The sequence below is a fragment of the Chitinophaga varians genome, from assembly GCF_012641275.1.
GTDB classification, from domain to species: Bacteria; Bacteroidota; Bacteroidia; order Chitinophagales; family Chitinophagaceae; genus Chitinophaga; species Chitinophaga varians_A.
The window spans coordinates 74,723-98,450 of sequence record NZ_JABAIA010000003.1; the positions used below are offsets into that span (position 1 = coordinate 74,723).

General features: G+C 52.0%; 17 protein-coding genes. 7 read left to right on the plus strand and 10 right to left on the minus strand.

Going from position 1 to position 23,728, the window contains the following annotated elements; translation table 11 throughout:
- Positions 1-38: 38 nt before the first annotated feature.
- Positions 39-1,226: an MFS transporter gene (locus HGH92_RS23950; protein WP_168873347.1), complete on the minus strand. Its 1,188-nt coding sequence runs from the start codon at positions 1,224-1,226 to the stop codon at positions 39-41.
- Between the two features lie 63 nt (positions 1,227-1,289).
- Entirely contained in the window at positions 1,290-2,150 is an 861-nt protein-coding gene (locus tag HGH92_RS23955; protein WP_168873348.1) for an AraC family transcriptional regulator, read from the minus strand.
- Between the two features lie 159 nt (positions 2,151-2,309).
- On the opposite strand from HGH92_RS23955, the gene HGH92_RS23960 reads away from it, so the two are divergent.
- The 4 genes from HGH92_RS23960 to HGH92_RS23975 all read left to right on the plus strand — a co-directional run bounded on the left by HGH92_RS23960 (position 2,310) and on the right by HGH92_RS23975 (position 6,111).
- Positions 2,310-3,347, plus strand: coding sequence for a hypothetical protein (locus HGH92_RS23960; RefSeq protein ID WP_168873349.1), 1,038 nt, complete (start codon positions 2,310-2,312; stop codon positions 3,345-3,347).
- 47 nt (positions 3,348-3,394) lie between these two features.
- Entirely contained in the window at positions 3,395-4,279 is an 885-nt protein-coding gene (locus HGH92_RS23965) for a DUF72 domain-containing protein (protein WP_168873350.1), read from the plus strand.
- 91 nt (positions 4,280-4,370) lie between these two features.
- The gene (locus HGH92_RS23970) at positions 4,371-4,664 is read left to right on the plus strand and encodes a DUF3303 family protein (protein WP_168873351.1); all 294 of its coding nucleotides are present in this window, start codon (positions 4,371-4,373) and stop codon (positions 4,662-4,664) included.
- A 205-nt stretch (positions 4,665-4,869) separates the two neighbouring features.
- Positions 4,870-6,111: an MFS transporter gene (locus HGH92_RS23975; RefSeq protein WP_168873352.1), complete on the plus strand. Its 1,242-nt coding sequence runs from the start codon at positions 4,870-4,872 to the stop codon at positions 6,109-6,111.
- Between the two features lies 1 nt (position 6,112).
- On the opposite strand, the gene HGH92_RS23980 is transcribed toward HGH92_RS23975, so the two are convergent.
- The 6 genes from HGH92_RS23980 to HGH92_RS24005 form a co-directional block, all read right to left on the minus strand.
- Positions 6,113-6,979 (minus strand): AraC family transcriptional regulator, encoded by an 867-nt coding sequence (locus HGH92_RS23980; RefSeq protein ID WP_247655045.1) that lies wholly within the window; start codon positions 6,977-6,979, stop codon positions 6,113-6,115.
- Entirely contained in the window at positions 6,980-8,284 is a 1,305-nt protein-coding gene (locus tag HGH92_RS23985; protein ID WP_168873353.1) for a spondin domain-containing protein, read from the minus strand.
- A 209-nt stretch (positions 8,285-8,493) separates the two neighbouring features.
- Entirely contained in the window at positions 8,494-11,286 is a 2,793-nt protein-coding gene (locus HGH92_RS23990; protein WP_168873354.1) for a formate dehydrogenase accessory protein FdhE, read from the minus strand.
- Between the two features lie 42 nt (positions 11,287-11,328).
- Positions 11,329-13,494, minus strand: coding sequence for a HEAT repeat domain-containing protein (locus HGH92_RS23995; protein ID WP_168873355.1), 2,166 nt, complete (start codon positions 13,492-13,494; stop codon positions 11,329-11,331).
- Positions 13,495-13,509: 15 nt separating this feature from the next.
- Positions 13,510-15,144, minus strand: a complete 1,635-nt coding sequence (locus HGH92_RS24000; protein ID WP_168873356.1) for a hypothetical protein — start codon at positions 15,142-15,144, stop codon at positions 13,510-13,512.
- A gap of 26 nt (positions 15,145-15,170) precedes the next feature.
- Positions 15,171-15,368 carry a hypothetical protein gene (locus HGH92_RS24005; RefSeq protein ID WP_168873357.1) on the minus strand — a complete coding sequence of 66 codons (198 nt, stop codon included), beginning with the start codon at positions 15,366-15,368 and terminating at the stop codon, positions 15,171-15,173.
- A 225-nt stretch (positions 15,369-15,593) separates the two neighbouring features.
- Here HGH92_RS24005 and HGH92_RS24010 point away from each other — a divergent pair, with 225 nt between their 5' ends.
- Together HGH92_RS24010 and HGH92_RS24015 are read left to right on the plus strand one after the other, a co-directional pair.
- Positions 15,594-16,784, plus strand: a complete 1,191-nt coding sequence (locus tag HGH92_RS24010) for a histidine kinase dimerization/phospho-acceptor domain-containing protein (RefSeq protein WP_168873358.1) — start codon at positions 15,594-15,596, stop codon at positions 16,782-16,784.
- A gap of 36 nt (positions 16,785-16,820) precedes the next feature.
- Complete coding sequence (locus HGH92_RS24015; RefSeq protein ID WP_168873359.1) at positions 16,821-18,170, plus strand: sigma-54-dependent transcriptional regulator; 1,350 nt, start codon at positions 16,821-16,823, stop codon at positions 18,168-18,170.
- 66 nt (positions 18,171-18,236) lie between these two features.
- Here HGH92_RS24015 and HGH92_RS24020 read toward each other — a convergent pair whose 3' ends face one another.
- Positions 18,237-19,586 (minus strand): outer membrane beta-barrel protein, encoded by a 1,350-nt coding sequence (locus HGH92_RS24020; protein WP_168873360.1) that lies wholly within the window; start codon positions 19,584-19,586, stop codon positions 18,237-18,239.
- A gap of 340 nt (positions 19,587-19,926) precedes the next feature.
- On the opposite strand from HGH92_RS24020, the gene HGH92_RS24025 reads away from it, so the two are divergent.
- Positions 19,927-20,493, plus strand: coding sequence for a hypothetical protein (locus HGH92_RS24025; protein WP_168873361.1), 567 nt, complete (start codon positions 19,927-19,929; stop codon positions 20,491-20,493).
- Between the two features lie 39 nt (positions 20,494-20,532).
- Here HGH92_RS24025 and HGH92_RS24030 read toward each other — a convergent pair whose 3' ends face one another.
- Positions 20,533-23,637, minus strand: a complete 3,105-nt coding sequence (locus tag HGH92_RS24030; protein ID WP_168873362.1) for a non-ribosomal peptide synthetase — start codon at positions 23,635-23,637, stop codon at positions 20,533-20,535.
- Positions 23,638-23,728 lie beyond the last annotated feature (91 nt).

Sequence of the window (23,728 nt, forward strand, 5' to 3'; positions counted from 1 at the left end):
TGTCCGGAGATTTGATGGGGTTATTGTTGGTATGTAGCTTATTGTTCTTTTCTGATCATGATCAGCAGTAGTGCCAATGCAGCGCATACGGCGCCAAAGAGGTAAATCGCCTGATAACCGAAACTGCTGGCGATCAGCCCGGCAATGGGGCCCGTAACGCCCAGCGCCAGGTCGGTGAAGGCCGTATAGGCGCCCATCGCGCTGCCACGTATTTCCGGAGAAACTTTTTTGACCGCTTCCACGCCTAAAGCAGGAAATATCAGGGAGAAGCCGATGCCGGTGAGCGCGCAGCCTATCAATGCCATGGCCGGAGAACCGGCGCTGCATAACAGGAGCAGACCTGCCATCTCGATCACGATGGAGATGGCCGCAATCCGGTATCCGCCGTACTTGTCGGGCGATGAGGCGAAGAACAAACGGACAAGGGTATACGTAGTGGCGAATACACTCAGCGCCCATGGCGCACCGCTCCATTTGTTGGCCGCAAACATCAGCGCTATAAAGGAAGAGAGGCAACCAAACCCTATCACGGACAAAGCAAGGGATACGCCCTGTCTTGAAATCATGGACAACACCCGATAAAACGGAACGGCTGGTTTCCTGCCATTGGTGGCTATTTCGGGGCTTCTTAATACAGGAAGGCTGCCCAGTGCCGGCAATAACAGGATCAGCATAAAGGCTGCCATCACGCCAAAATACTGGTGCACAAAATTACCCAATGGCGCGCCCATACCGATACCGGCATACAGGGAGATGCCCACCCAGGCCATGAGCTTACCTGCCCTGGCAGGGCCTACCAGCCCAATGCCCAGTGTCAGCGCGCCGGTGATGAGGAAACTCTCGCCAATGCCATGAAGGATTCTGGCGGCAAGCAAAAGGCCCAGGGTGAGTAACGGAGGGAGGCCGCCAATGGCGGAACAAACATACACCAGGCCGGCAACGGCGGTGGTAATGATGCCGCGTACCAGCCCGGACTTAGGGCCGCGGGTATCCGTATGCGTGCCTGCGTACATACGGGTAATCAGGGCGGTGGCATTGGCAAGGCCTATCACCACACCAACGAGCACGTTGCCATATCCCAGTTGATCGTGTACCAGTTTCGGTAACACAGCGAAAGAAACACCAATGGTCAGAAAGATAGACAATACGGAAAGCACTACCGGGGCCACCAGGGAACCGAAGCTAATAGCCGGGTTCTCCATACTGTTTTTAGCAATTGTACTCATAACTTTTTATCAGCTTATTATGAGTGCAAAGCTATGAGGGAAAGAAAGGGAGGAGTAGGCCGATTAATGGGCATCATTGGACAATTCATGGTTTTGTGTCCTGAATGCCAATGGCGTCATGCCGGTATGTTTTTTAAAGAGCCGCGAGAAATAGGCTGCATCTTCGTAACCCAGTTCAAACGCGATCTGCTTTGCGTCCAGGCGGGTATAGTACAGTAGCCGCCGTGCTTCCAGCAGTACTTCTTCTGCAATCCAGTGGCTGGCAGGAAAGCCGGTGACGGCTTTTACGCACTCGTTGAGATAGAGCGGCGTAATGTGCAGCAGTTCGGCGTATTGCTGCACCTGCTTCAGTTCCCTGAATTTGTTTTTTGCCAGTTTCCTGAATTTTACGGTGATGGTTTGCCGTCGGCTGTTGGCGATGGTATGGGATAAATCATGTTGCATGATTTCAGCGGCGAAGAGCCCTAATATGCCTTCTGCCAGTGATGTCACGATTTGTTTTTTCAGGAGTCGGCCGGTCGCTTCCAGTGCGTGCTGCAATACCGGCATGCTGAGGAAAACAGCAGGTGACTGCGGGAGTGGAAACTGTTGTTGTACCCGCTGGTAGTTTTCAAAAATATCGCGGCAGTTTCCCCTGACCATGCCGGGGGCGGCAAACAGAAACCAGCCGTTGCTGCGAGGGTGCTGCCGGATGTAACGGTGTACCTGTCCGGGTGCAATGAAACATAACGCCGGCGCAGTCATATGCCATTCGATAAAATCAATTTCCAGCACAAATTCACCCTCCGTCAACAGCAGGAAAACGTAATGGTCATCGCGGTGGATGTGCCTCATGCCCTCGTGTATATAGGTGCCTGTCTTCAGTTCTACGCCGAGGTCCTGCAGTTCTTTGCCATGTAGCGGGATGGGTGGCTGGCTTTTCATGTATTTGTTTTATCGACTCCAAAAGTCTGTGTACGACATGCCGCTAAGATAAGAATAGTTCTGTCTACAGCAACGTGTATGGTTGATGCTGGTCCCGCAGAACCGATCTTCTTAATGACGAAAATATGTTATCTTGCCCGGCTAAATATATTACCCTCTATGAAAAAGATTTGTTTAACCTATGGCCTGTTGCTGGCTGGATCCCTGCTGTATCACGTGAATGCACAAACCTACCCCGGACCCGTCGGTATTGGCACCAATCCTTCGCCAGATTTTTTACTTCATGTCGCCGGCAAATCCCGATTTGAAGGGACTGCATTTTTTGGAGAATGGTATGATCCGGTAGTTTATGGAAAAGGAATTCAGATTACCCGGCATACTGATCAGGGAGATAATCAGTTTCACCTTTCGTTTATCCGGTCAGGCACTAAGATAGCCGGGATGGGCTTTTTAAGAAACAGTAATGTCTTCGCTATCCAGAATGACGCAGATAATTCTTCCCAGCGGGGAATTTTTCTGGATGGAGTAGGAAGAGTAGGTATTGGCATCACTAATCCAGACCAGCAGCTGTTAGTAGCAGGAAATATCGGTGTGGCCGGTTTGGGAAACAAAATAGGTGTTGCCATGCATGACTATATGATGTATAACAACCAGAACCAGCCTAACTATGGCATGCAATGGACCCTCGATAGCTGGAGCAGCAACGGCCCTACCTACTGGCTGAGCGGATTTGGCGGTATGAAGTTTTTCACCGGAGGAGCGCCGCGGCTGGCAGTCTCTTACACGGGGAATGTCGGTATTGGTGTGACATCTCCCAACAATCCCTACAAACTGGCGGTAGACGGCACTATCGGCGCCAGAAGGATAAAAGTGACACAGGAAACCTGGGCCGACTTCGTGTTTGATTCCGCCTATGTATTGCCTTCCCTGAAAGAAGTAGCACAGCATACACAAACAAAAGGGCATCTTCCGGGTATACCTTCCGCCTCAGAAATCGCGAAGCAGGGGCTGGACCTGGGGGATATGCAGCAACGCCAGATGCAGAAGATAGAAGGATTGACCCTGTACCTGATCGATCAGCAAAAAAAGATGGAGACACAACAAACAAAAATAAACACACAGGAGGAGCTGATCATGCGTTTGCAGCAGCAACTGAAAGAACAGGACAACAGGCTGCGGGCGCTGGAGGCGAAATAAGCCTTTACTTTTGTAATTTTACCGGCTAACAAAAAAAGCAACCAGGCATGGATTTTGGCGCCCTTTGGCAATCTTACGATCAACTGGACCTGAGCCTGCCGGCTGATGCCTGGCCTACCACGGCCGTATTGAGCGGTGTCGCGGGCGATAGTGTGCTGAGGATAGGCACTTCCGGCTGGAGCCGGAAAGAATATGCCGGCACCCTGTATACCAAAGGCATTAAAGATACCCTGGCAGAATACAGCCGGTTGTTCAACTGTGTGGAGCTGAACGCCACCCATTACAAAATTTACAGTCCTGATGATATCCGCAAATGGACGGATAAGACCAAAGGGCGCGATTTCCGTTTTTGTCCCAAAGTACCGCAGTCCATCAGTCATCACAGCACCTTGCTGAATGCCGGTACGGAAACCGCTGCTTTCCTGGAAAGTATAAGGGCGTTTGAAACGCAGCTGGGGCCGGTATTCCTGCAGCTTAGCGAACATTTTTCTCCCGTACGTAAGCTGAACCTTTATAAATACCTGGAGCTGCTGCCCCGGGACATCCGTTTTTATGTGGAGGTGCGGCATCCTGATTGGTTTGAAAAAACCGCAGAGCGGGAAGAATTCTTTCGTACGCTGCACCAGCTGGGCATTGGAGTAGTGATGACAGACACGCCCGGCAGGCGCGATTGTCTGCATATGGCACATACCATTCCACACCTGTTCCTGCGGTTCGTGACAAAGGGAGGGCATCCGCTGGACGTTACACGGCTCCACGCCTGGAAGGAACGCCTCGATGCCTGGAAAGCACAGGGCCTGCAGGATATTTATTTCTTCCTGCATGTGCATGACGGCGTACATGAGGCGGATTTTTACCAGGTGGTAAGGAAAGTATTCGGGCTGCCGGAGCTGTCACCACAACCACAGCAAACACAGATGTCACTGTTCTAAGCAGCCACGGCGGCAGTGCATTATAACTTTCGGATAACATTTCCCCTGCGCAAAAAGTGCGAAATTACAGCATAACCAAACCCCAAATGTTATGCGTACCATGCTAAAAGTCGTGATGGAAGTTTCGGCCGGCAATGAAGCCATTAAAAAAGGCCGTCTCCCCGAAATCATCAAAGCTACTGTCGATAAAATCAAGCCTGAAGCAACTTACTTTTTCGCATCGGAAGGCTGCCGTACCTGCCTCATGGTATTCGATATGAAAGATCCATCTCAGATCCCGGTTATTGCGGAACCATTTTTTATGGAGCTGAACGCCAAACTGGAATTTCAGCCTGTGATGAATGTGGAAGACCTGCAAAAGGGGCTTGCCGCAGCCGGCAAATAAAAATATTGCTGTAGAAAAGTAAACAATGAAGATAGCCGGTATGATGGTTTTCATACCGGCTGTTAATGTTTTTACCAAAAATTCAACTTCTCTTCAAAATGTTTTTTATGGGAACAGCGCTACATTTTTTATGAGATTACTATGTCAATAGATAGGGGATGAAGACCTAATTTTGCAGCGAATTGAATCACCAGCCTCTGTAAAAATGACGACCAGCACTGTTAGACCTATTAAGGAAGGCAACATCGGGATAGCGACCCTGCTCGCTTTTGCCATGATACCCATGTCGGGATTTGCCACCGACATTTACATTCCCTCGCTGCCAGGCATGACCAATGCACTCGGTATTTCCAGCAGCGAAGCACAACTAACGCTTAGCCTGTTCCTGATCAGCTACGGCGTTTCACAACTCTTCATCGGTGGATTGCTTGACAGCTACGGCCGCTACAGGATAGCCCTGGTGTCCATGTTGCTTTTCTGCATTTCATGCGGTATCATCGCTAATACGCACAGCTTATATGTGGTATATGCCATGAGGATCGTGCATGGCATCACCATCGCTGCTATGGTGGTGAGTAAAAGAGCGCTTTTTGTAGACCTCTACTCCGGCGAAAAATTAAAACATTACCTCAGCTTCTTTACCATTATATGGTCTACCGGGCCTATCATAGCGCCTTTCATCGGTGGTTACCTGGAGGTGAACTTCGGCTGGGAATCGAATTTTTATTTCCTGGGCGGATATGCCGCGCTGTTGCTGGTATTGGAAGTGTTCTTCAGCGGAGAGACCCTCAAACAGAAAACACCGTTCCATCCGGCGAAGATAGTGTCTATCTATTATGAGATGCTGCGCACCAGCAGTTTTACGCTAGGTATCGGTATGCTGGGACTGGCTTACACCATGGTGATGATCTACAACATGTCAGGGCCTTTCATCATTGAACATTATTTTAATTTGTCGCCGGTGGTAACAGGCTACTGTTCCCTGTTCCTGGGCTTTGCCTGGATGGTGGGCGGTTTCGTTGGCAAAGGGACCATTAACAAGCCCTTTGTCCGCAAGATGAATGTCAATATAGGCTGCCAGCTTATAGCGGCCTTTGCGCTGTGGGGCACGTTCCTGCTGTTCAACCAGTTGTGGACGGTACTGGTATTCGCCTTCCTCGTGCATGTGGGAGCAGGCTTCACTTACAATAACTACTTTACTTACTGCCTGCAACGGTTCCCCAAAAATGCAGGCATCGCCGGAGGCCTTACTGGTGGCCTGGTATACGTGATCGTGTCCATGCTCAGTGCGGGGATCATTTATGTGTTGCCCGCCAAAGACGGACAGAATTTGTCTTTCAGCTACATGGCGCTGATCGTGGCCAGCGGAGTGGTGATGTACCGGGTGTTGATCGTGAACTGGCAGGAAGCCGCCGCACTGCAACGGGAAACCACGCCGGCGGTGTAGTTTAAGGAAGGATGTCTACTGCTGATTGACTGTCCCTGAATGCAGAGATATTGATACCGGTGTACATTTTAAAAAAACGGCTGAAATGGGCGGGGCTTTCAAACCCCAGTTCATAAGCGATCTCCTTGGCTGTCTTACCGGTATAATGAAGGTATCGTTTTGCTTCCAGTATGATCCTGTTTTGAATAAGCCTGGAGGGGGCGGGCTGTTCCAGCAGCGCAAAGATATTACTAAGTGTCTTGGCTGATTTGTTCAGTGCGCCTGCATAAAACTTTACGCCGTGTTCCTTTCTGAATGAGCATTCCAACAGCAGGGAAAACTTCCGGACAATATCCATTCTTTCATCTGAAAACTGTTGATAGCAATCGCTTTGCTGTTTGGCGATACGGGTTGTTTTGATGATCAGGTGTTTCAGCAGGGTACGCAGCATTTCTCCCTGAAAAGGGTCCTGGGACGGCCATTCTGCGGAGAATGCTTTCTCCAGGTATTGTATTTCTTCCTGTTGGCTTTTATCCAGTTTGATGAACATGGGGTGATGAATGCCATAGAAAAGAAACCCGACGCAGCCCACTTCTGCATCGTGGTCCACGATACAGTAGAATTCCCGGTTAAACTGCCATGCTACCAGTTGGTCCGGGGCTTCAAATACAAAATGCTGATTGGATACCAATGGCAGGATGGAAGCTGTGGGCATCATATAACTGATCTCATCAATGGTTACCCGTTGTGCTTTCCCCTTGTTGTACACAAAGGTATTGATCGGCACGGTGGGTTTATGCATCCCTGCTCCCTTAAACCGGTCATTGTTGACATGCATAATGAACCGTGCCGATGTCGCTTTTTCATCATATTCACTTACCATACACATTTACTGAAGAGTTACCTTAATGATATTGGGTATTGCCGGTAGTGTGGTAAAGTCATTGGGATTGGGTACTGCTGTTATGTTTTTGTTTTCCGGGAGAGGAGTGCCGCCAAAGTTGGCTTGTGTGAAGCCTGCCCCCGGAAACTGGTTGACAGCGGTGCCATCATCAAAAAGGGCAATCGATCCGGAGATATCGCCGGTCTGAGTGGCATCCGTACCATTGCCGGTCGACGCAAAGAACCAGTCGTTTGATAAGCCGTACATGGTGGCGATTGCTATCCTGTCGCCGTTAGCCACGCTCAACTGCTGCGAAACCTTGCCGCCTGTCTGGCCGCCGGTTTTGGGCAATAATACCGTAGTGTTGGGGGCTGGTAACACATATACGTTTTTAACGCCTTTTACTGTTTTCAAATAAGCTGCCAGATCGCTGGCATCACCGGTCTGAGCGAGTTTTTTCAATCCCTGGCCGCGGTCGTTTTCTCCTGTCTTATAGATCGGGTTGTCAATACCGTTATACACCACCACCAATATAGGCGATAATGGCGTAAAAATACCGGTTTGCCCACTGATATAATTTCCCAGCACGCTGTTGTCTCCCATTTCTGCGATGTTGGTTAACCCGTTGGCGCTGGGTTTACCGGCTTCGTACAGCGGATTGGGGCTTAATAAATTGCCACCGGCAAGGTAGGAGACTGTCCACACGCCCGGACTGAAAGGGGTGGGGTTGGACGTGCCGCCGGAGGTGTTGGTGATGGTTAATGTAAAGATAGAATTGCCGTTGTAATGCAAACTGGCCTTCATCAGGGCTGATGCTGCGGCATAGGTATTGCCCTGCGCGTCTGTGCCGTTTACTTCTGTTATGTTTTTGGGGGTGTCTTCTGCCGTGCCCGGATGCATGACGGAAGCTCCCGGTGCCTGGTTAATCCGGGTGCCATTGTCCCAAAGTTTTACCTGGGCTGAAACATCGCCTTCTATGGGCGTTCCGTCATCTTTGTATACTTTGATGCCGGGGTTGGCGGGGGCGAAAAAAAGGTCATTGGACCACCCGTACATGGTGGCGAACGACACTGCCTGGCCTTTTCCGGCGGAGAACTGGAAGGATATGGATTCTCCCGGCATAATCACGGGTGAACTGCCGGTGTTTTTAAAAGTGCCTGATTCAACCAGCGGTCTTGAATCCAATATGTTCTCTACCGTGATCGTGGGGGATGATGTCATGCCCATATTGCCCTCATCATCCTTATTGCAGGCGGATATTATCAGGGAGAGCCCTAAAAAGGACGCCCATGCCGGTTGCTTGTTTTTCATGCTGATCTTTTTTATTAGGAATCAAAACAAAGATAACCGGATAGAGAGGGCCGGTTGATATCTGATTTTCCCTGTGAGTTGACGAATTTTCCCGACATGAGGCGTAACATAGTAGCCATGTCATTTGGCCGCCATGGAAAAATCAGGGTGGAGGGGGAAATGTAAAAATAAACCGCGGCAGGGAACGAGCTGCCGCGGTTTATTATTTTTTATGCAGGACGAAGTTTTTCTTCCAGCTGTTGCAATGCATTATTAATCACAGACAGTTGTTCTTTCACCTGCCGGGTGTGCGGATACCGTGCCAGCAGGTCTTTCAGCAGTTGGTAGCCTTCGGCATGATTGCCCGCCTGTAAGGTTTTAGCGGCCTGTTGAAACAGCTGCACGGCCGCTTCCTGATCAGGGTCGTATACCGGGAAGTTCTTGTAGGAAAAAGTCTCCCAAAGGTCCTGGTCCCAGGGCCAGTGCTGATGCAGCAGATCTTTGTTCATTCCTTTAAGCACCTGCGGGAACTGTTTGTTTTTCAGGACGGGGTCCAGTCGATGCGCCAACTGACATACGCCTGCGTATATAAGCGTGGCGGCATCTGCGAGGGCAGGCGGAGCCGGCTGGCCGTTGAGGCGGTTCACATAGTCATTCCATTTTTTCCAGAAGGTGTACATCATCCGGTCGCCCAGCGGGTTGCGGGCGGTGAGCTGCTGATATCCTTTGAAAAGCAGGGTGAGGAACTGTTCCAGCCGTTGATTGTCGCCATATAACTGTTTCGCCCATACGCCGTTGCTATTGCGGAACAGGTGCTCCAGCACCAGGTAAGGCAATGTGGCGTTGGTATCTTCACCTGCCGGCAGTTCGCTGAACACCTGCATGATATGGTCTCCCGGTTCAATTGCAAATACCAGGTCTGCAATTGGCCACTGGCCGTACGGACAGGTCCATCCACCGGCATATTCCCAGTCGTTGAATGTTTGTATGCGGCGTTTGGAATGCAGCTGCGGCAGGCGGTGCTGCATAAACTGTACATACCGTTCCTGTGTAAACAGCCGGAGTAGCCGTTCCCGGTACTCCAGGTCGATGAAGCCTGCCTGCTCCAGGTATTTGCGGACCACATATACGCCTTCCGTGTCCTGTGAAGTAAGGATATAGTCGAGGCTGAGGGTCACCAGTTCCGGTGTTACCAGCTTGCCTTGTTGCAGGATGCCGGTCACCTGTTGCAGCAGCCCGGAGGACTTCGGCGTTTGCAGCAGCATCTGGTACAGCGCAATGATCTCGCCTTTTTTGATGGTGCGGTTGTTCCACGCGTCGTTGATGAGGCGTTGCACTTCCATGAAGCTCTGCATGCCGTTGTTTTTCATCATGGCATCTTTGAGCGTGGGCAGGAAGGCGCCTGTCTGGTCTGCTTTTTCTGCGCCCTGTAGCAGCCATGTGGCGCCGGTGACAGACACCAGGTAAGGCAGTTCCGCTCTTAGGCCCGGATGTTGTTCCGCCAGCTGGCCGATCAGTTTCACCCATTCATCCAGTGGCTGCTGCGGGTACCAGGCGATGTGCCGGTAGAGTGCCTGTAACAGGGAAGGGGCCAGCTGACTGAAATCTGCTTCCAGTGTTTTCAGCACGCGGTAGATGCGGTCCAGCTCATGGATATCTTTAGCCTGGTCGAGCAGGAGGCCGAGGCTTTTACGAAGATGCGGGTTGTCGCTGTAGGAGAAGGTTTGCAGCCGGTCGATCACCTGTTGTTTGAGAGCGGCAGGGTACCACTGTCCCTCCAGGATGTCACAATACAGCTGTAACAGCGCCGGCTGGAATTGTTCCTGTATGGTCACCTCACACGCGGCGGTGGCGAGTTGTGTTTTCAGGTGATGGTCTGTTTCCGTGGTGGCCAGTTCTACGAGCAAACGCGCTGTCTCTGCGGATTTGCGGCCGGTTTGCAGGATTACCTGTACCATGGCGCTGCGCAGCGCCAGTAGTGGCTCCTGCCGGATAGCTGCTGCCAGTGCCGGTTCCAGCTGCTCCTGGAAGGCGGCAAAGCGGGATGTCAGCAACGGCAGCGTCGCTTCTCTTACATATGGATTGGCATCCTGCATCCCGCTGACGATCAGCTGTGGCATATCTGCCTGTTGTAACAGTGTGAGCAGCCTGATCTTCAGCCCTGCGGACGGTGTGGCGACAAACAGGGCTGCGAAGGCGTCCTGTAGCTCCGGGTGGGCGGTAAGCCTTCCGGTGACCAGCGCCAGCAGATCGGGGAGGTCCGGCATTTGTTGCAACGCCTGGAAGATGCCTTTGAACAGTGTTTCATCTACCTGTCGCATGCCGGCCAGCAGGCTGATGATAGCCTCGCGTACGGGCAACGATGTTTCTGTTGGTATCATGGCGGCCAGCTGTGACAGCGCATCGGAGGGCACTTGCGGCATGGCCGCCAGAAAACCGATTGCCGTTAGCCGCAGATGGGTGGCTTCCAGTGGTCCGGTAAACTGCAGGGCCATCGTGGCGGCGGCAGGTAAGGGCAGCTGTTGCACGAGTGCCAGTAGTGCTTCGCGGCACGCCGCCGGCGCCTGCGGGATGTATTCACCTATCCTGCCGATGGTAGCCTCCGATTTGCGGACGCTGTTTCGCAGGCCCTGAATACTGGCCAGCTGTATAGCTGTATCAAGGTCATGGGCCATCGTTTCGGCCAGTATGTCCTGTATATCGTCAACATGCGCGGCCAGCGAAGCCAGGGTGCTGACGGCCATCAGCCGCAACGGGCGCTCGGGGTCCAGGCAGGCAATGAGGGCCAGCGTGGAGATATAGGATGGATGGTCCGTTACACGGGCACTGTCCAGTTCACATAACTGTTGTAGCATCGCTGTTTTTACAGCGACTGTTGTCTCCGCCTGTACGGCATCGCATAATCTGGTAATGCCTTCTGCCGCTTCCAGGAAGGGACGCAGCCGGGAAAGGGCGGTCAGCCGCTCTTCTGTACTGCGTTCTGTAGATAGTAGTATATCGAATAATAAGATTTCTTCCGACATATGTTGTGCTGTGAAGATGATGAAATAATGTACCAGCGCCGGTTAATCGGCGAAGCCGGGGCCATCTGCTTCGGGAGCGGCAGGCGGTGCGGCGCTGCGCAGCAGGTCGTCCACATCGAGCCCGGCAGCGCGGCAAGCCCGCTGCAACGCTTCTTTAAAGCTGCTGTCCTGTAACATGCCGGGCAATTGCGCGGCTTCTTTCAGCAATACCGGCATCGGTTCCCAGGTATTGTTGGCTTCCAGGTGTTGCAGGTAAGGCACGGCACCGGCGGCGGTGGTCTGTTGTAAGAGGTGTTGCCGGAAAACAGCCTCCAGCTGCTCTTTCCATATGATGCGCAGCAGTTCGTCGAGCTGTATCATATTGATATAACGTCCTCTCTTCTCCAGCAGCAGCCAAAGGCCTTCCCGCAGCTCCGCATTGGCGGGATTACTTTTCAGCACCAGCAGGTACCATTTGAATTTCGATTCGTTGCCCAGATCGGTATGTAGTAACTGGTTAAGGGCATACCGGCTCATGTCGTCATTGATGCCGGTTTTCACGGAAAGGAAATTGAGTATTTCGATGTCTGTTACGCCGGACTGGTACAGGCTATTGCTGTTTGCCGGGTTAATGGCGGCGAATAATATTTTGTCGGCCATCTGCGGATTGTCATCGTAGAAGAGCCAGATATGCGGGAAGATGCCGTTTAGGTCGCGGGTTACTTCTGCTTTATGCAGCCACTGTTCCCAGTTGATCTGTGTGCCGCCGTTATGGGAGATGGCTTTCTCCTGTACTTTGGTGGCGAGGCGTTGCAGTTCAGCATCGTTGCTATGGTCTGCCAGCTTGCTGAACACCTGTACGGCGGCGGCAGGCAGCTGCGGGATGCAGCTGATTTTGCGTGCCAGCAGTTGCCGTTGCTGGTGTGGTATCTCCGGATGCAGCAACACCGGCGCTGCTGCGGCGATAGTACTGGTATTGTCGGGCGTCAGCGGAATGTACAATATGGCTTGTACGGCCCAGCTCCTGATAGCGGCGGAGGGTGCTTCCAGTGCGCGGAGATAAAAACGGTTCCACGATTCTCCGGTGTTCATGGCGCTGGTGATGGCTTTCAGGATGATGGCCTTGCAGGCGTCATGCTGTTCTTTTTCGTAGGCGGCCATGAACTTCTCCAGCAGCGCCGGTTTTACAGGCACCTGCCGGCCGAGTATGTCGTATAACGTGGCAGCCAGATCGACCGGGATGTCACGGTCCGGCAGTTGCCACAATGCTTCCGTCAGGGCCTCATTTTTTTCTGTATAGGGTGCCAGCAGCTGCAGCAGCTGTAAGGCTACCTGCATATGTTTTTCTGTTTGCAGGCAGCGTGTGAGATGCTCAATTATTGCCGGTGTAAGGGTTAGGCTGTACGCGAATACAAACATCGCGGCCTGTCTTACGGCCGGGTCGGGGTCTTCCCTTAATGCATGCAGGAGGGTGTCCAGCACATCGTTGTTGCTGACGCCGTGTACGGCCAGCAGTTGTATGCTCCATTTGCGTATCTGCGGTGTTTTATCCGCGCGAACGAGCGTACACAGGGCCGCTTCGGGAACGGTGGAGCGGTCAAAACAGAAACGCAGCACCATCTCTTTGATAACAGCCGGCGTGGCGGGCTGCAGCTGTTGTGCTATCTGCTCCGGTGTCAGCTGGTCGCGCAGCAGGAGCCGGTTCAGCAGCAGCAGTTTGTCGTCCGTATCAGTGCTGTCCAGCAGGCTGCGGTAGAAGGCCAGGTCGGCCTCCGTAGCCTGAACGGGTATCAGCAGCCATGAAAGGATTTGCCGGTTGACATCAGCGTTATGTTGTTGTTGATAAAAAGCGATGAGGCGTTCCCGTGCGGGCGGATAAATGAGGGAGAGCCTGCCCAGCAGGGGCAGGATGATGTCCCTGGATTCGTCCTGTTGCAGCGATGTGGCCAGCAGGTCGGCGAAGCCTTGCTTGTCCGGGACCTGTTGCAGCCCTGTGGCGGCGAGGCGTTGCAGCATGTCCGCTTTCAGCCGGGTGTCTGTCTCGGCGGCAATAAGCCCGATCCATTTGCTGATCAAGGCGGGATCATTAAGGTAATGGGCCGCCGCGGAGAGCAGCGAATATTTATTGTCTGTATCGGAGAGCGGCACCATATCTAGCATCAGCAGCGCCTGTTCGGTGCCGGCGTTCCTGCGTTCGCGGATGGTGGCGATGGTTTGGCTAAGGTCCATATTGACGGTCGTTTATCAGGAGGTTTTCAGTGTGCCGGGCTTCAGTCCGGACAAGGCGTTGGCCATGGTCTCCTGTTGGTGTTCATCTAAAGAAAGTTTCAGGATGGCGTCCAGTGCTTTCTGTCTGGAGGCGTTGTCTATCAGCTCGTTCTTCACTACCTGGATGAGTACATCGAACTTTTTGTCTACGCCGGGGCGCAGGTAGCCATCGAGGCAAAGGCGTACCAGTTCCCGTTCGTTATCGTACAACAGTACGTCTTCCAGTGCCGGTGGTATCTGTGCGTAAAGCTCAGCCGCGTTGGCAAGGATGCCGGCGCAGGTGACCCTGAACGGTGATCCCGGCTCGGTAAGCTCCGCGCAGAATATATCCACCAGTTGCGGATGGCGGGACACGGACAACGCCTTGATCTGGTTGAACAGCACTTCCCGCAGCACTTCGTTGTGCTCCCGGGTAAACAGCTGTACCACCGGGTCCAGCATTTTTTCGAGGCTGATTTTTCCAATGAGCAGTTGCAGTACTTTCTGACGCTGGCTGGTGCTGGGAAGGTCTTTGATGCTTTGCAGCAACAGTTGGCTGACTTGTTCGTCTCTGCCGGCGTAAGGAGCCAGCATATCGGTCAGCTGGTTAAATTCCTCGTCATTAAAAACACCGGGATTCCCGGCGAAAGCAGTGGCCACTTTGTTTCTGATCTCCGCTATGCGCATTACGGGCTTAAGCTGCTGCAGCAGGGTAAGTCGTACGCCTTCCGAGCGGTCAGTGGCCAGCAGGCCGGCCATACTGATCAGCTGTTCGTTGGTGCGTTCGGGTTGTTCTCCCTGCAAAGCCAAAGCCTGGCTGCGGATGCCTGCATCGCCGTCGTGGGATGAAGACCAGAGCAGCTGCAGGAGGATGGCCTCGTTCCATGGTTTGATGCGTGACAGGGCGTTCAGCGCCTCGTGGCGGGCAAGGACATCGTTGTCGGTACGCAGTACGGGGATGAGCACATCGGCATAGGCAGGTTCCAGCAGGCGTGCGGCTGCCAGCCGTTGCAGGATGCGGAAGCGGATACCGCGATCGTTTTTGACGTCGAGGTAAGGTTGCAGGCCGGCCACCATTTGCGCGCTCCAGGATGGACATTTCTCTGCTATCTCTATGGCCTGTAATTGTAATATCGTAGGGGCGTTCACGTTTTTAAGCAGCGCTGCCAGTGCAATATCTTCCGTGATAACAGGAAGGGAGGCAAGGGTATCCTGTACGGCTATACGTTCCTGTTCACTGAGGTTCTCCTGGCCCGACAGTTCCACGAAGAATACTGCCAGCCGCGGGTCCTGGTGGATACTTTCCTGCAGGCGATATAACAGCGTGGTGCGGGTATCGCGGTCTTTTTCCTGCCGGTACACGTCCAGCAGCGCCTGGAACAAGGCGCCGGTATCGGCAAAACGGGAGGTGTTCAGCGCTGACAGGAAGCGCAGCAGCTGGTCCCGGGTCTCTTTATCTTTTGTGAGGGGCAGTACTTCCAGCAACGCGGTGGTCACTTCCGGTACATGCAGGTTCTGGGAAGCCATCTGGATAATCTGCGCTTTGATCACCTGTTCGGAATGCGGGCTGCCCAATACTTTGCGGATAAGCCCGGGCAAGGCGTGCTCCGGGCGTTGGGTACTATTTTCCATGCTATCGTTTTTTCAATGTAAAGAAATCAGCTGCCGATAACAGCTTCAATTTTGTTCAGCAGAATGATCGCCGGCTGACCTCCGGATGTTCTGATCTCTACGGTCTCCGGGGTGATGTGGGTCACGATACCGCTGAACGTGTGATGGGTTAAATAGATACTGACCGGTAATTGTTCGTGCTGACTACTCTCGAGCATGACAAGGAATACATTCGTTTCGGACATATGGTTAACATTTTATATTGTTTCCGGATGGGCCGTAAATATAAAGTATTTAATGGATGCCACCACCCGGAAAAACGGGTAAATACTTTACCATTTTGATAATAACCCTACCATTTCTGAAGGGTCTCAAGATAGCGGTAAAATCTCAATAAGTTAATAACCAAACAGTTAAATTCTGCTCGTGGGTATGGCATCGCTTTGGTGGCGATATAAAAAACACTTACCATGTTACGGTTAAGAACAAAACTGATCCTCGGCCTTACCTTCCTGTTTGCCGTGACATTAGCCATCAGTATGCAGGGTATTTACCGCATTTATCAGCTGGACCGTGATGCGCGATTGATCTTACAGCAAAACCTGCATTCTATTGTTTACTGTAATAATATGTTGCAGGCGCTGGAAACACGGCCGGTGCAACTGGCCTCCCTGAAGGAGGACCTGGCCCTGCAGCAGCGGAACATAACGGAGCATGGAGAAGATGCGGCTACGGCCGCTGCAGCGGCCACGGTGAAAAAACTACAGGCAGACCCGGAGAATGAGGAGTTGATCAAATCCCTGCGCCAGGAGGTGTTGAGGATTGCCATCATTAACCAGGAAGCCATATCCCGCAAAAGTGCCGTGGCATCCAAAACCGCGTCCAACGCTATTTTAGCCTTATCTGTATTTACCCTGCTGTCGCTCAGCGTGTATATCATTTTTATCTTCAGTTTCCCACAGATCATCAGCAGGCCGGTAGGACTGCTGGCTAACGGTATCCGTCAGATAGCGGAGAAAAACTACCGTGCCCGCATCGACCTGCGCCCCGGTGACGAGTTTGGACAACTGGCGGCAGGGATTAATAATATGGCGGAAAAGCTGCATGGCTATGAAAACAGCAACATCGAACAACTGAAAGCGGAAAAAGCAAGGATGGAGACCATCATCAACCTGATGCATGACGGCGTGATCGGGTTTGATGAAAGACGGAATATCCTGTTTATGAATACCGTGGCCAAACGGTTATGCGGACAGGTGAAAGCGCCCGGTAATACAGTGCTGGACACCATCATTCATCACCCTGCGCAACAGCGGCTGACGATCAGCCACGCCGGCCAGACTTACACTTTTGTTAAAGAAGTAATGACCGTGGAAAATAACCGGGACGCGATCGGAGAAGTGATGGTATTGCGCGATATCAGCGCTATACAGGAACTGGCCGCTGCCAAGACTAAATTTATTGCTACAGCCTCTCATGAACTGAAAACTCCCATTGCGTCCATGCAGATGAGCCTTGGCCTGCTGGCCGATGCCCGCACCGGCCCTCTGCTGCCGGGTCAGCTCGAGCTGGTCAACAGCCTGGAGGAAGATGTGGACCGCATCCTGAAAATCAGCAGCGAAATCCTGGATGCAACAGATGAACAACTGCAAATGATTTGACAGCATTTTTTTTGATTACTAAAATTTCACCAAAACATGACAACGGGAAACATCTTGTTAGTGGAAGATGAGGAGAAGGTCCGTCATCTGCTGAAACGTATTATCGCACTCGAAGGATTTAACGTACAGGATTGCGCCAATATTAAATCTGCCCGCCGCCTAATGGAAGATACGCCGGTAGATGTGGTGCTGTGCGATGTGATGTTGCCGGATGGCAATGGGATCGATCTGGTGACCTATGTCAGGGAGAGACAGCTGCCGGCGGAAATTATCCTGTTGACGGCTTATGGCAACATCTCCGATAGTGTGCGCGCCATCAAATCAGGGGCTTTTGATTATCTTACCAAAGGCAATGACAACACGCGTATCATACCTTTGCTTTTCCGCGCAATGGAAAAAGTACGACTGCAACAACGTATTCAGCACCTGGAAACACGCATCGGGACCAGTTATGCTTCTTTTCAGGAAATCATCGGCACCGCCCCGGGTATCAAAGCTGCCCGCCAACTGGCCGCACAGGCTGCTCCCAGCGATGCACCGGTACTGTTGCTGGGAGAAACCGGCACGGGAAAAGAAATGTTCGCGCAAGCGATCCACAACGCGAGCTGTCGGGCGGCAAGAGATTTTGTGGCCATTAACTGCAGCGCTATTGGAAAAGATATCCTGGAAAGTGAACTGTTCGGATACAAAGCGGGCGCCTTTACCGGCGCCGTCAAAAATAAAAAAGGACTGATGGAAGAAGCACATCAGGGTACGCTCTTCCTGGACGAGATCGGGGAAATGCCCCTGGAGCTACAGGCAAAGCTGTTGCGCGTGCTCGAATCCGGTGAATTTATCAAGGTAGGGGATACCAAACCAACGAAAACGGATATACGTATTATCGCGGCCACCAACCGTGAAGTGACCAAAGAAATAACAGAAGGCCGTTTCCGGGAAGATCTTTTTTACCGATTAAATATGTTTACGGTCCGGTTGCCGGCACTGCGCGAAAGAGAGGAGGATATCCCTCTCTTTGCCGCTTATTTTATGCAGCTGTTCGCCGCTAAAAGTGGTAAAGCTGTAAGCGGTATGACCAGTGATTTTGTGGCGCAGCTAAAACAGCATGACTGGCGCGGTAATATCCGGGAGCTGAAAAACGTGATGGAGAGGGCCGTTATCGTGGCACAAGGCCTGGAGCTGACACCGGAAACATTGCCACTGGAGGTACGCTGGCATAAAGGGGGCCGCCAAAGTACCGGCACCTTCGATCTGGCGAACGTGGAAAGGGAGCATATACAATGGGTGATCCGTTACGCCGCCGGAAACAAGACCAAAGCCGCACGGCTGCTGAACATTGGCTTGTCGACACTGTACCGCAAAATGGACGAATACAGCCTGGCCAGGTAAAAGAAAAAAAGGACATCTCGCAATACAGCAGATGTCCTTTTTTCTTTCTTTTACTATCACATAAGGTCAGAAACGAACAATCAGGTCCATTGCGGCGGTGAACTGGTCACGGCGAAGGCCATTGTCATAAGGGGTGGCATCATTGCGCCAGGCCCGCTCATAGCGAACTTCCGGCCGTATCCGCAATAATGGGCTGAAGTGATGTACCCAGCCAATGGTATGACTGGTGTACAGCGTGCTGAAACCGGTACGGTTACCCTGCGGATCATTGAGCAGATCGTTGCGTACACACAGATAATCTTTCGCAGGGGACAGCTGTACCTGGAAGTAATTCACGGCGCCCACGGCAGATGCTACGCCCGGGATAATATCCCCAAGGCCGGTGTTCATGTACCATTCTTTAGCCGGCCCGTCGATAGCGGTGCCACCCACTGCTGCATCATGTTGCCACATATAATAGACTTCCGTATTCATATGAACCATGGAACTGAAGCGGTGACCCCATGTGAGTACGGCCATCTGCAGGTTGTCGTGTTCATTTTTGTAATAGCCCCGTCCCAGTGAATTGATACCGCCATACAGGGAGTTGTTGTTATTGCCGGAAACCCATCGGGCCATGAACAGGCCGTTCACGCTGGATGACTTGCTCCAGGGCGCCATGTCGTTGCCTCCATGTACGCCGGCAAACAACTGCCAGTGCGCATTTAATCGGAGTGCGGCATGTACACCGGTAAACGTGTACGGGTCTACTGTAAACATCAGCGAGTGGGAATAGAGGTAGTTGTCCGGCGCCCACTGCGCTTCAATATCAGCTGGTGAAATAAAGCGTCCAACTTTGATGAGCAGGCCTTCTGCTATTTTCGGTAAATAAAGCATGGCATACACCTGTGTGGGGTCATATCCATACAGATGGTTGTCTTTGAGCAGCTGATCGCTGAAGATGCCTTTTGCCAGCGTGTAACGATAGTCAGTGCCGAAAATGTTGTCAACCACAAAACCCCAGTCGGCATGTTCCCGCTGCACAGTATTAGGCTGCCGCTCAATGCGCAGTATCAGTTGGTCCAGTACTACCCTGTTGGGAACGAGATTGTAGGATGTGGGGGCATTGGAGTTTTTGGAGGTACTAAAGTTGGCACCAACATCCGCCCATCCGTAAATTTTAATGCGGCTTTTGTTTTGGGCGAGGCCCAGCAGTTTCGTTAACGGATAATCCGGTGCGTCGCTGGGTATGCCGATCAGCGGATTGCCCACCCATTCACCACCGGGAAACGGTGGTGCAGAGAGGGGTGACGGCAGGCTCCTGCCATTGCCGCTGCTGTCCGTTGCAGTGGCTGATGCATGTGTGGTGTCTTGTTGTGCGTATCCTTCAGATAATGTCATTGACAACATCAGCAGGATCATAAATCCGTGTTTCATGTCCGGGTAAAATTGATTTTATTGTACAGCTGGAATTACCAAACATGTGCCCTGAATAACACAATTTTTTCACGGGGGCAGTAAATTGTCTGCCATGAAGGATTACAGCTGATAAGCCGTTTTTGTTGGCTTTGCCAAAAAGATGATACCTTCCGGTTCAAAATGAAAAAGCTTTTCAAAATGGGAAAAAGGAGCGGGGATGTTCATTCTGACGCATATTTTTCATTGTGGCAAACGAACACGGGGGAGCCTGTAATTTTCACATGTTGATACTCAATAGGTTGCGGCTCCTTTTCAGTATGGCATTTCCATTGACATTTGCTCATCAAACAACAAAATCATGAAAGGAAAACAATTATCCCTATTGGCAGCAGGATTGTTAATGATGGTCAGTACGGGAGCAACGGCACAACAGAAAATAGCCGGTATTTATCTTACACAGGACGACTATCTCCGGCACCGGATGTCGTATACCGAAACCAACGGCCATGCTTATAGGGCGAGGCTTTATACAATGGTCCCCAAAGATCATATTCTGCTGAATGGCGGCGGTGAGCAAACAAAGCTGCAGAAAGACCGTTTTTTTGCTTTACAACTGAAAGACGGAAAAATATTTCGCATGAAGGGCGGAGAAAACTATGAGTTGCTGAACCGTCATCCAAAAATACTTTTATATCGGCGGAAGTTACCGGCATCGCCTAAAACATATCCTGACAACCCGTGGCGTTATTATTTTTCAGCCGGTGACGGCGCTGTTCAGGAATTGACCTCACAGCATATCAAAGAGGCGTTTGCGGCAGACAAAGATCTGCCCGACCGGATGGACGCTGTTTTTCGTGACAAGGACGACCTGATGGCATATGACAACTTCCATCACATGTACAAGCTGGAATGGCTTATCAGATAAAAAAGCGCCGCATGAAGACATCATGCGGCGGTTTTCATTTTAGCCAACTAGTATACCTAAATACTGTAAATACTTATCCAATACGGCTTTGTCGAACACAGGTTCCGGTATGCCGGAGCCTTGCATGAACTTGTCCACGTTGTCGCGGTGCCATACATAGGTGTCCTGATAAAGTTCTACCGTGGAAAGTCCTTCATGCATATTGTCCCTGAACAGGCTGGTAAGCGGGTACAGACGGTTGGTGCTGTCATCTTCCCACTGTTTGCGCCAGTCCTTGTAAGACAGCGGTTTCAGTTTAAAGCCGTAGATGTCCATCAGGCGCCCGAAGAACTGTTCCAATGTAAGGTTAGTTTCCGGGGAGCAGATCAGGTTGAACTTCTGTCCGATGGCTTCTTTGTTTTTAGTGATATGTACAATGGCTTTCACCATGTAGTCTACGGTAATAAGCCCTTCGCGCAGTTCGCGGAGCGTGGGGTAGGAGGAGTACTGCACGCAGTTTTTTACGAGGCTTGCCCACCATTGGTAAGGCGCACTGGCGCCCGACTGGCTGTGGCATATAGCATAACCCAGCCGGAAAGTGATCAGCGGTACACCGGCTGCTGCGGCCAGGTCGGCAACAGCTTCCATCACCCATTTGCTTCTGACGTAACCAATGTCTTTGCTCACTGCGAGTAGGTTTTGGGAGATATCATCCGATTCTTTCATGACGGTTTTGTGTGTGAACACATGACCCCAACTGTAGACTGAAATAGTGGACAGCAGCGATAGGCACTTCATTTTGCCGGTGGCGGCAAAACGTATGATCTCCCGCAGGCCGTCTACATTGGGTTTCTTCATGAAAGAGTAAGGCTCAATAAAATTCACGGAGCTGCCGGAATGATAAATCACTTCCACCTTGCCGGCCAGTTCCTGGTAGGTTTGGTCAGCGATGCCTAAGTATGGTTGTGCAAAATCTCCTGGTACCGGTACTATGCGGTGGCGCGTATCGTCCTGCACCGGGATATGATAGGCCGCAAATGCTTGATGTATTTTGTCGAGCGCATGGTGCTCGTCTCTTGCGCGAACGAGGCAATACACGACGGCGGAAGTATTGTCCAGCAGTTCCTGCAGCAGGTGGATGCCTACAAAACCGGTGGCGCCGGTGAGCATTATGGCCGACTGATGTTGCAGCACGCTGGCGTCAAAGGGCCGTTGGTATTCAACATCAGGCAAGAGGTAAGCGTCCTGTTGCAGGGACACATATGGCTCCACGTCTTCTTCCGGGATACCTGTTTCGCCGGTTTTGACGCGGTTGTCGATCATAGTGGCCAATGCCCGCAGTTCGGGATACTGGTACAGGTCGCGCAGGTACATTTTCACATTGAAGCGGTCTTTCAGTTTGGTGACCACAGCGGCTACCAGCAGGGAATCGCCGCCGATGTCGAAGAAGTTGTCACTGTGATGGATATATGGTCTTTCCAGCATATCGGCCCATACTGTTGCGATGACATGTTCTGTTTCGCTCAGCGGTTCCGCAGTTTCCTGGTTACCTCCGACGGCCTGTGAGGAGAGCCTTACCAGCGCCGCTTTGTCCACTTTGCCATTGGCGTTCACGGGCAGTTCGCGAAGGGTGATGAAGCGGGCGGGCACCATGTAGCCGGGCAGGTCTTGTTTCAGTTGTTGCCGTGCCATGGCGATGCCTTGTTGTTCGTTGGGATGGTCCTGTACAATGAAGGCCACCAGTTGTTGTTGTTGACGGTTGTTGTCTACCGCTATCACAGCGGTGCTTTTAACATGTGGTACTTGTAGCAGCGCTGCTTCTATCTCACCTGGTTCTACACGGAAGCCGCGGATTTTTACCTGGTTGTCGATACGGCCGAGGAACTGGATGTTGCCATCAGGCAGGCGGCGGGCCAGATCACCGGTACGGTACAGCTTTTGGCCGGGCACAAAAGGATGTGGCACAAATTTGCTGTCTGTCAGCGCCGGGTTTTTGAAGTAACCCTGCGCAAGTCCTATCCCGCTGATGCACAGTTCACCTACAGCACCGGGCACCAGCAGTTGCAGGTCACGGTCAAGGATAAACGCCTGTGTGTTGGCGATAGGCATGCCGATGGTAGGGAAGTATTGTCCGTCTACATCCACTACATGCCGGTGGGCGGCATATACGGTGTATTCCGTAGGACCATAGTAATCGATCACCTGAAAAGGCAGTCCGCCGGTTAATACAGGTTTCATTTGTTCACCGCCGGAAAAAAGATATTGCAGTGCCAGTCCCTGTGTCTGCCGGCTGAGCGCTATCAGTTCAGGGAGCAGCACCGGAGGGGCGAAAGCATGCGTGAGCTGGTTTCTCCGGAAGAATTCCAACAGGAGCCCGGCATGGGTCCTTTCTTCGTTGTCAGCGATGAACAACGTGCCTCCGGACAGGAGGGCTGACCAGCATTCCCAGACTGAGATGTCGAATGCCAGTCCGGCTACGAGCGACAGCCGGCTGCTGCTTGTAACGGCATACTGCTGCTGATGCCAGGTGACAAGGTGCTGGATAGAGAGGTGGCTGATCATTACGCCTTTCGGTTGACCGGTAGAACCGGAGGTGTAGATGATGTAGGCCAGGTCAGTTGGCGCCGGTATTTTTTCCGGTGCCGTGGCAGGCTGGTCCTGAAGAATAGAGAGGTTGTCCAGGTATACGACGGCTGTATGGTTTACCTGGAAAAGCCGTGAGCCCAGCGACAGTTGTGTGATGATCACTTTTGCTTCCACTTCTTCGAGGATGTAGGCCACTCTTTTTCCGGGGTAGATAGCGTCTACCGGGATGTAGGCCGCGCCTGTTTTCAGGATGCCCAATACCGCGATGGCCCATTCAGCAGAGCGTTCCAGGTATACGGGCACATAGTTGCCGGTGGTCACGCCCTGCGCCAGCAGGTAGTGCGCCAGTTGGTTGCTTTTTTCATCCAGCTCCCGGTATGTAAGGGAGTGGTTTTTGAAAGATACCGCCATGTTGTCTGGTGTGCGGGCCGCCTGTTTGCGGAACAGGGAGACCAGCGTTTCCCGGGAATTGTACTCTTCCCAGGATGATTGTTTCAATAAATCGGCCAGGTGTTGATTGCTATCGGTTGCAACAGCATTCCGCTGCTGCCCGTTCGCATCGTGCAGGATCGCGTCCATAGGATCGTGGTTTAATGAGGGTTTAAAAAAGGAGTACGGTTAAATAAGTGGTGGATACGTGGTTTTAAAGTTCAGGAAATGATTCACCTGT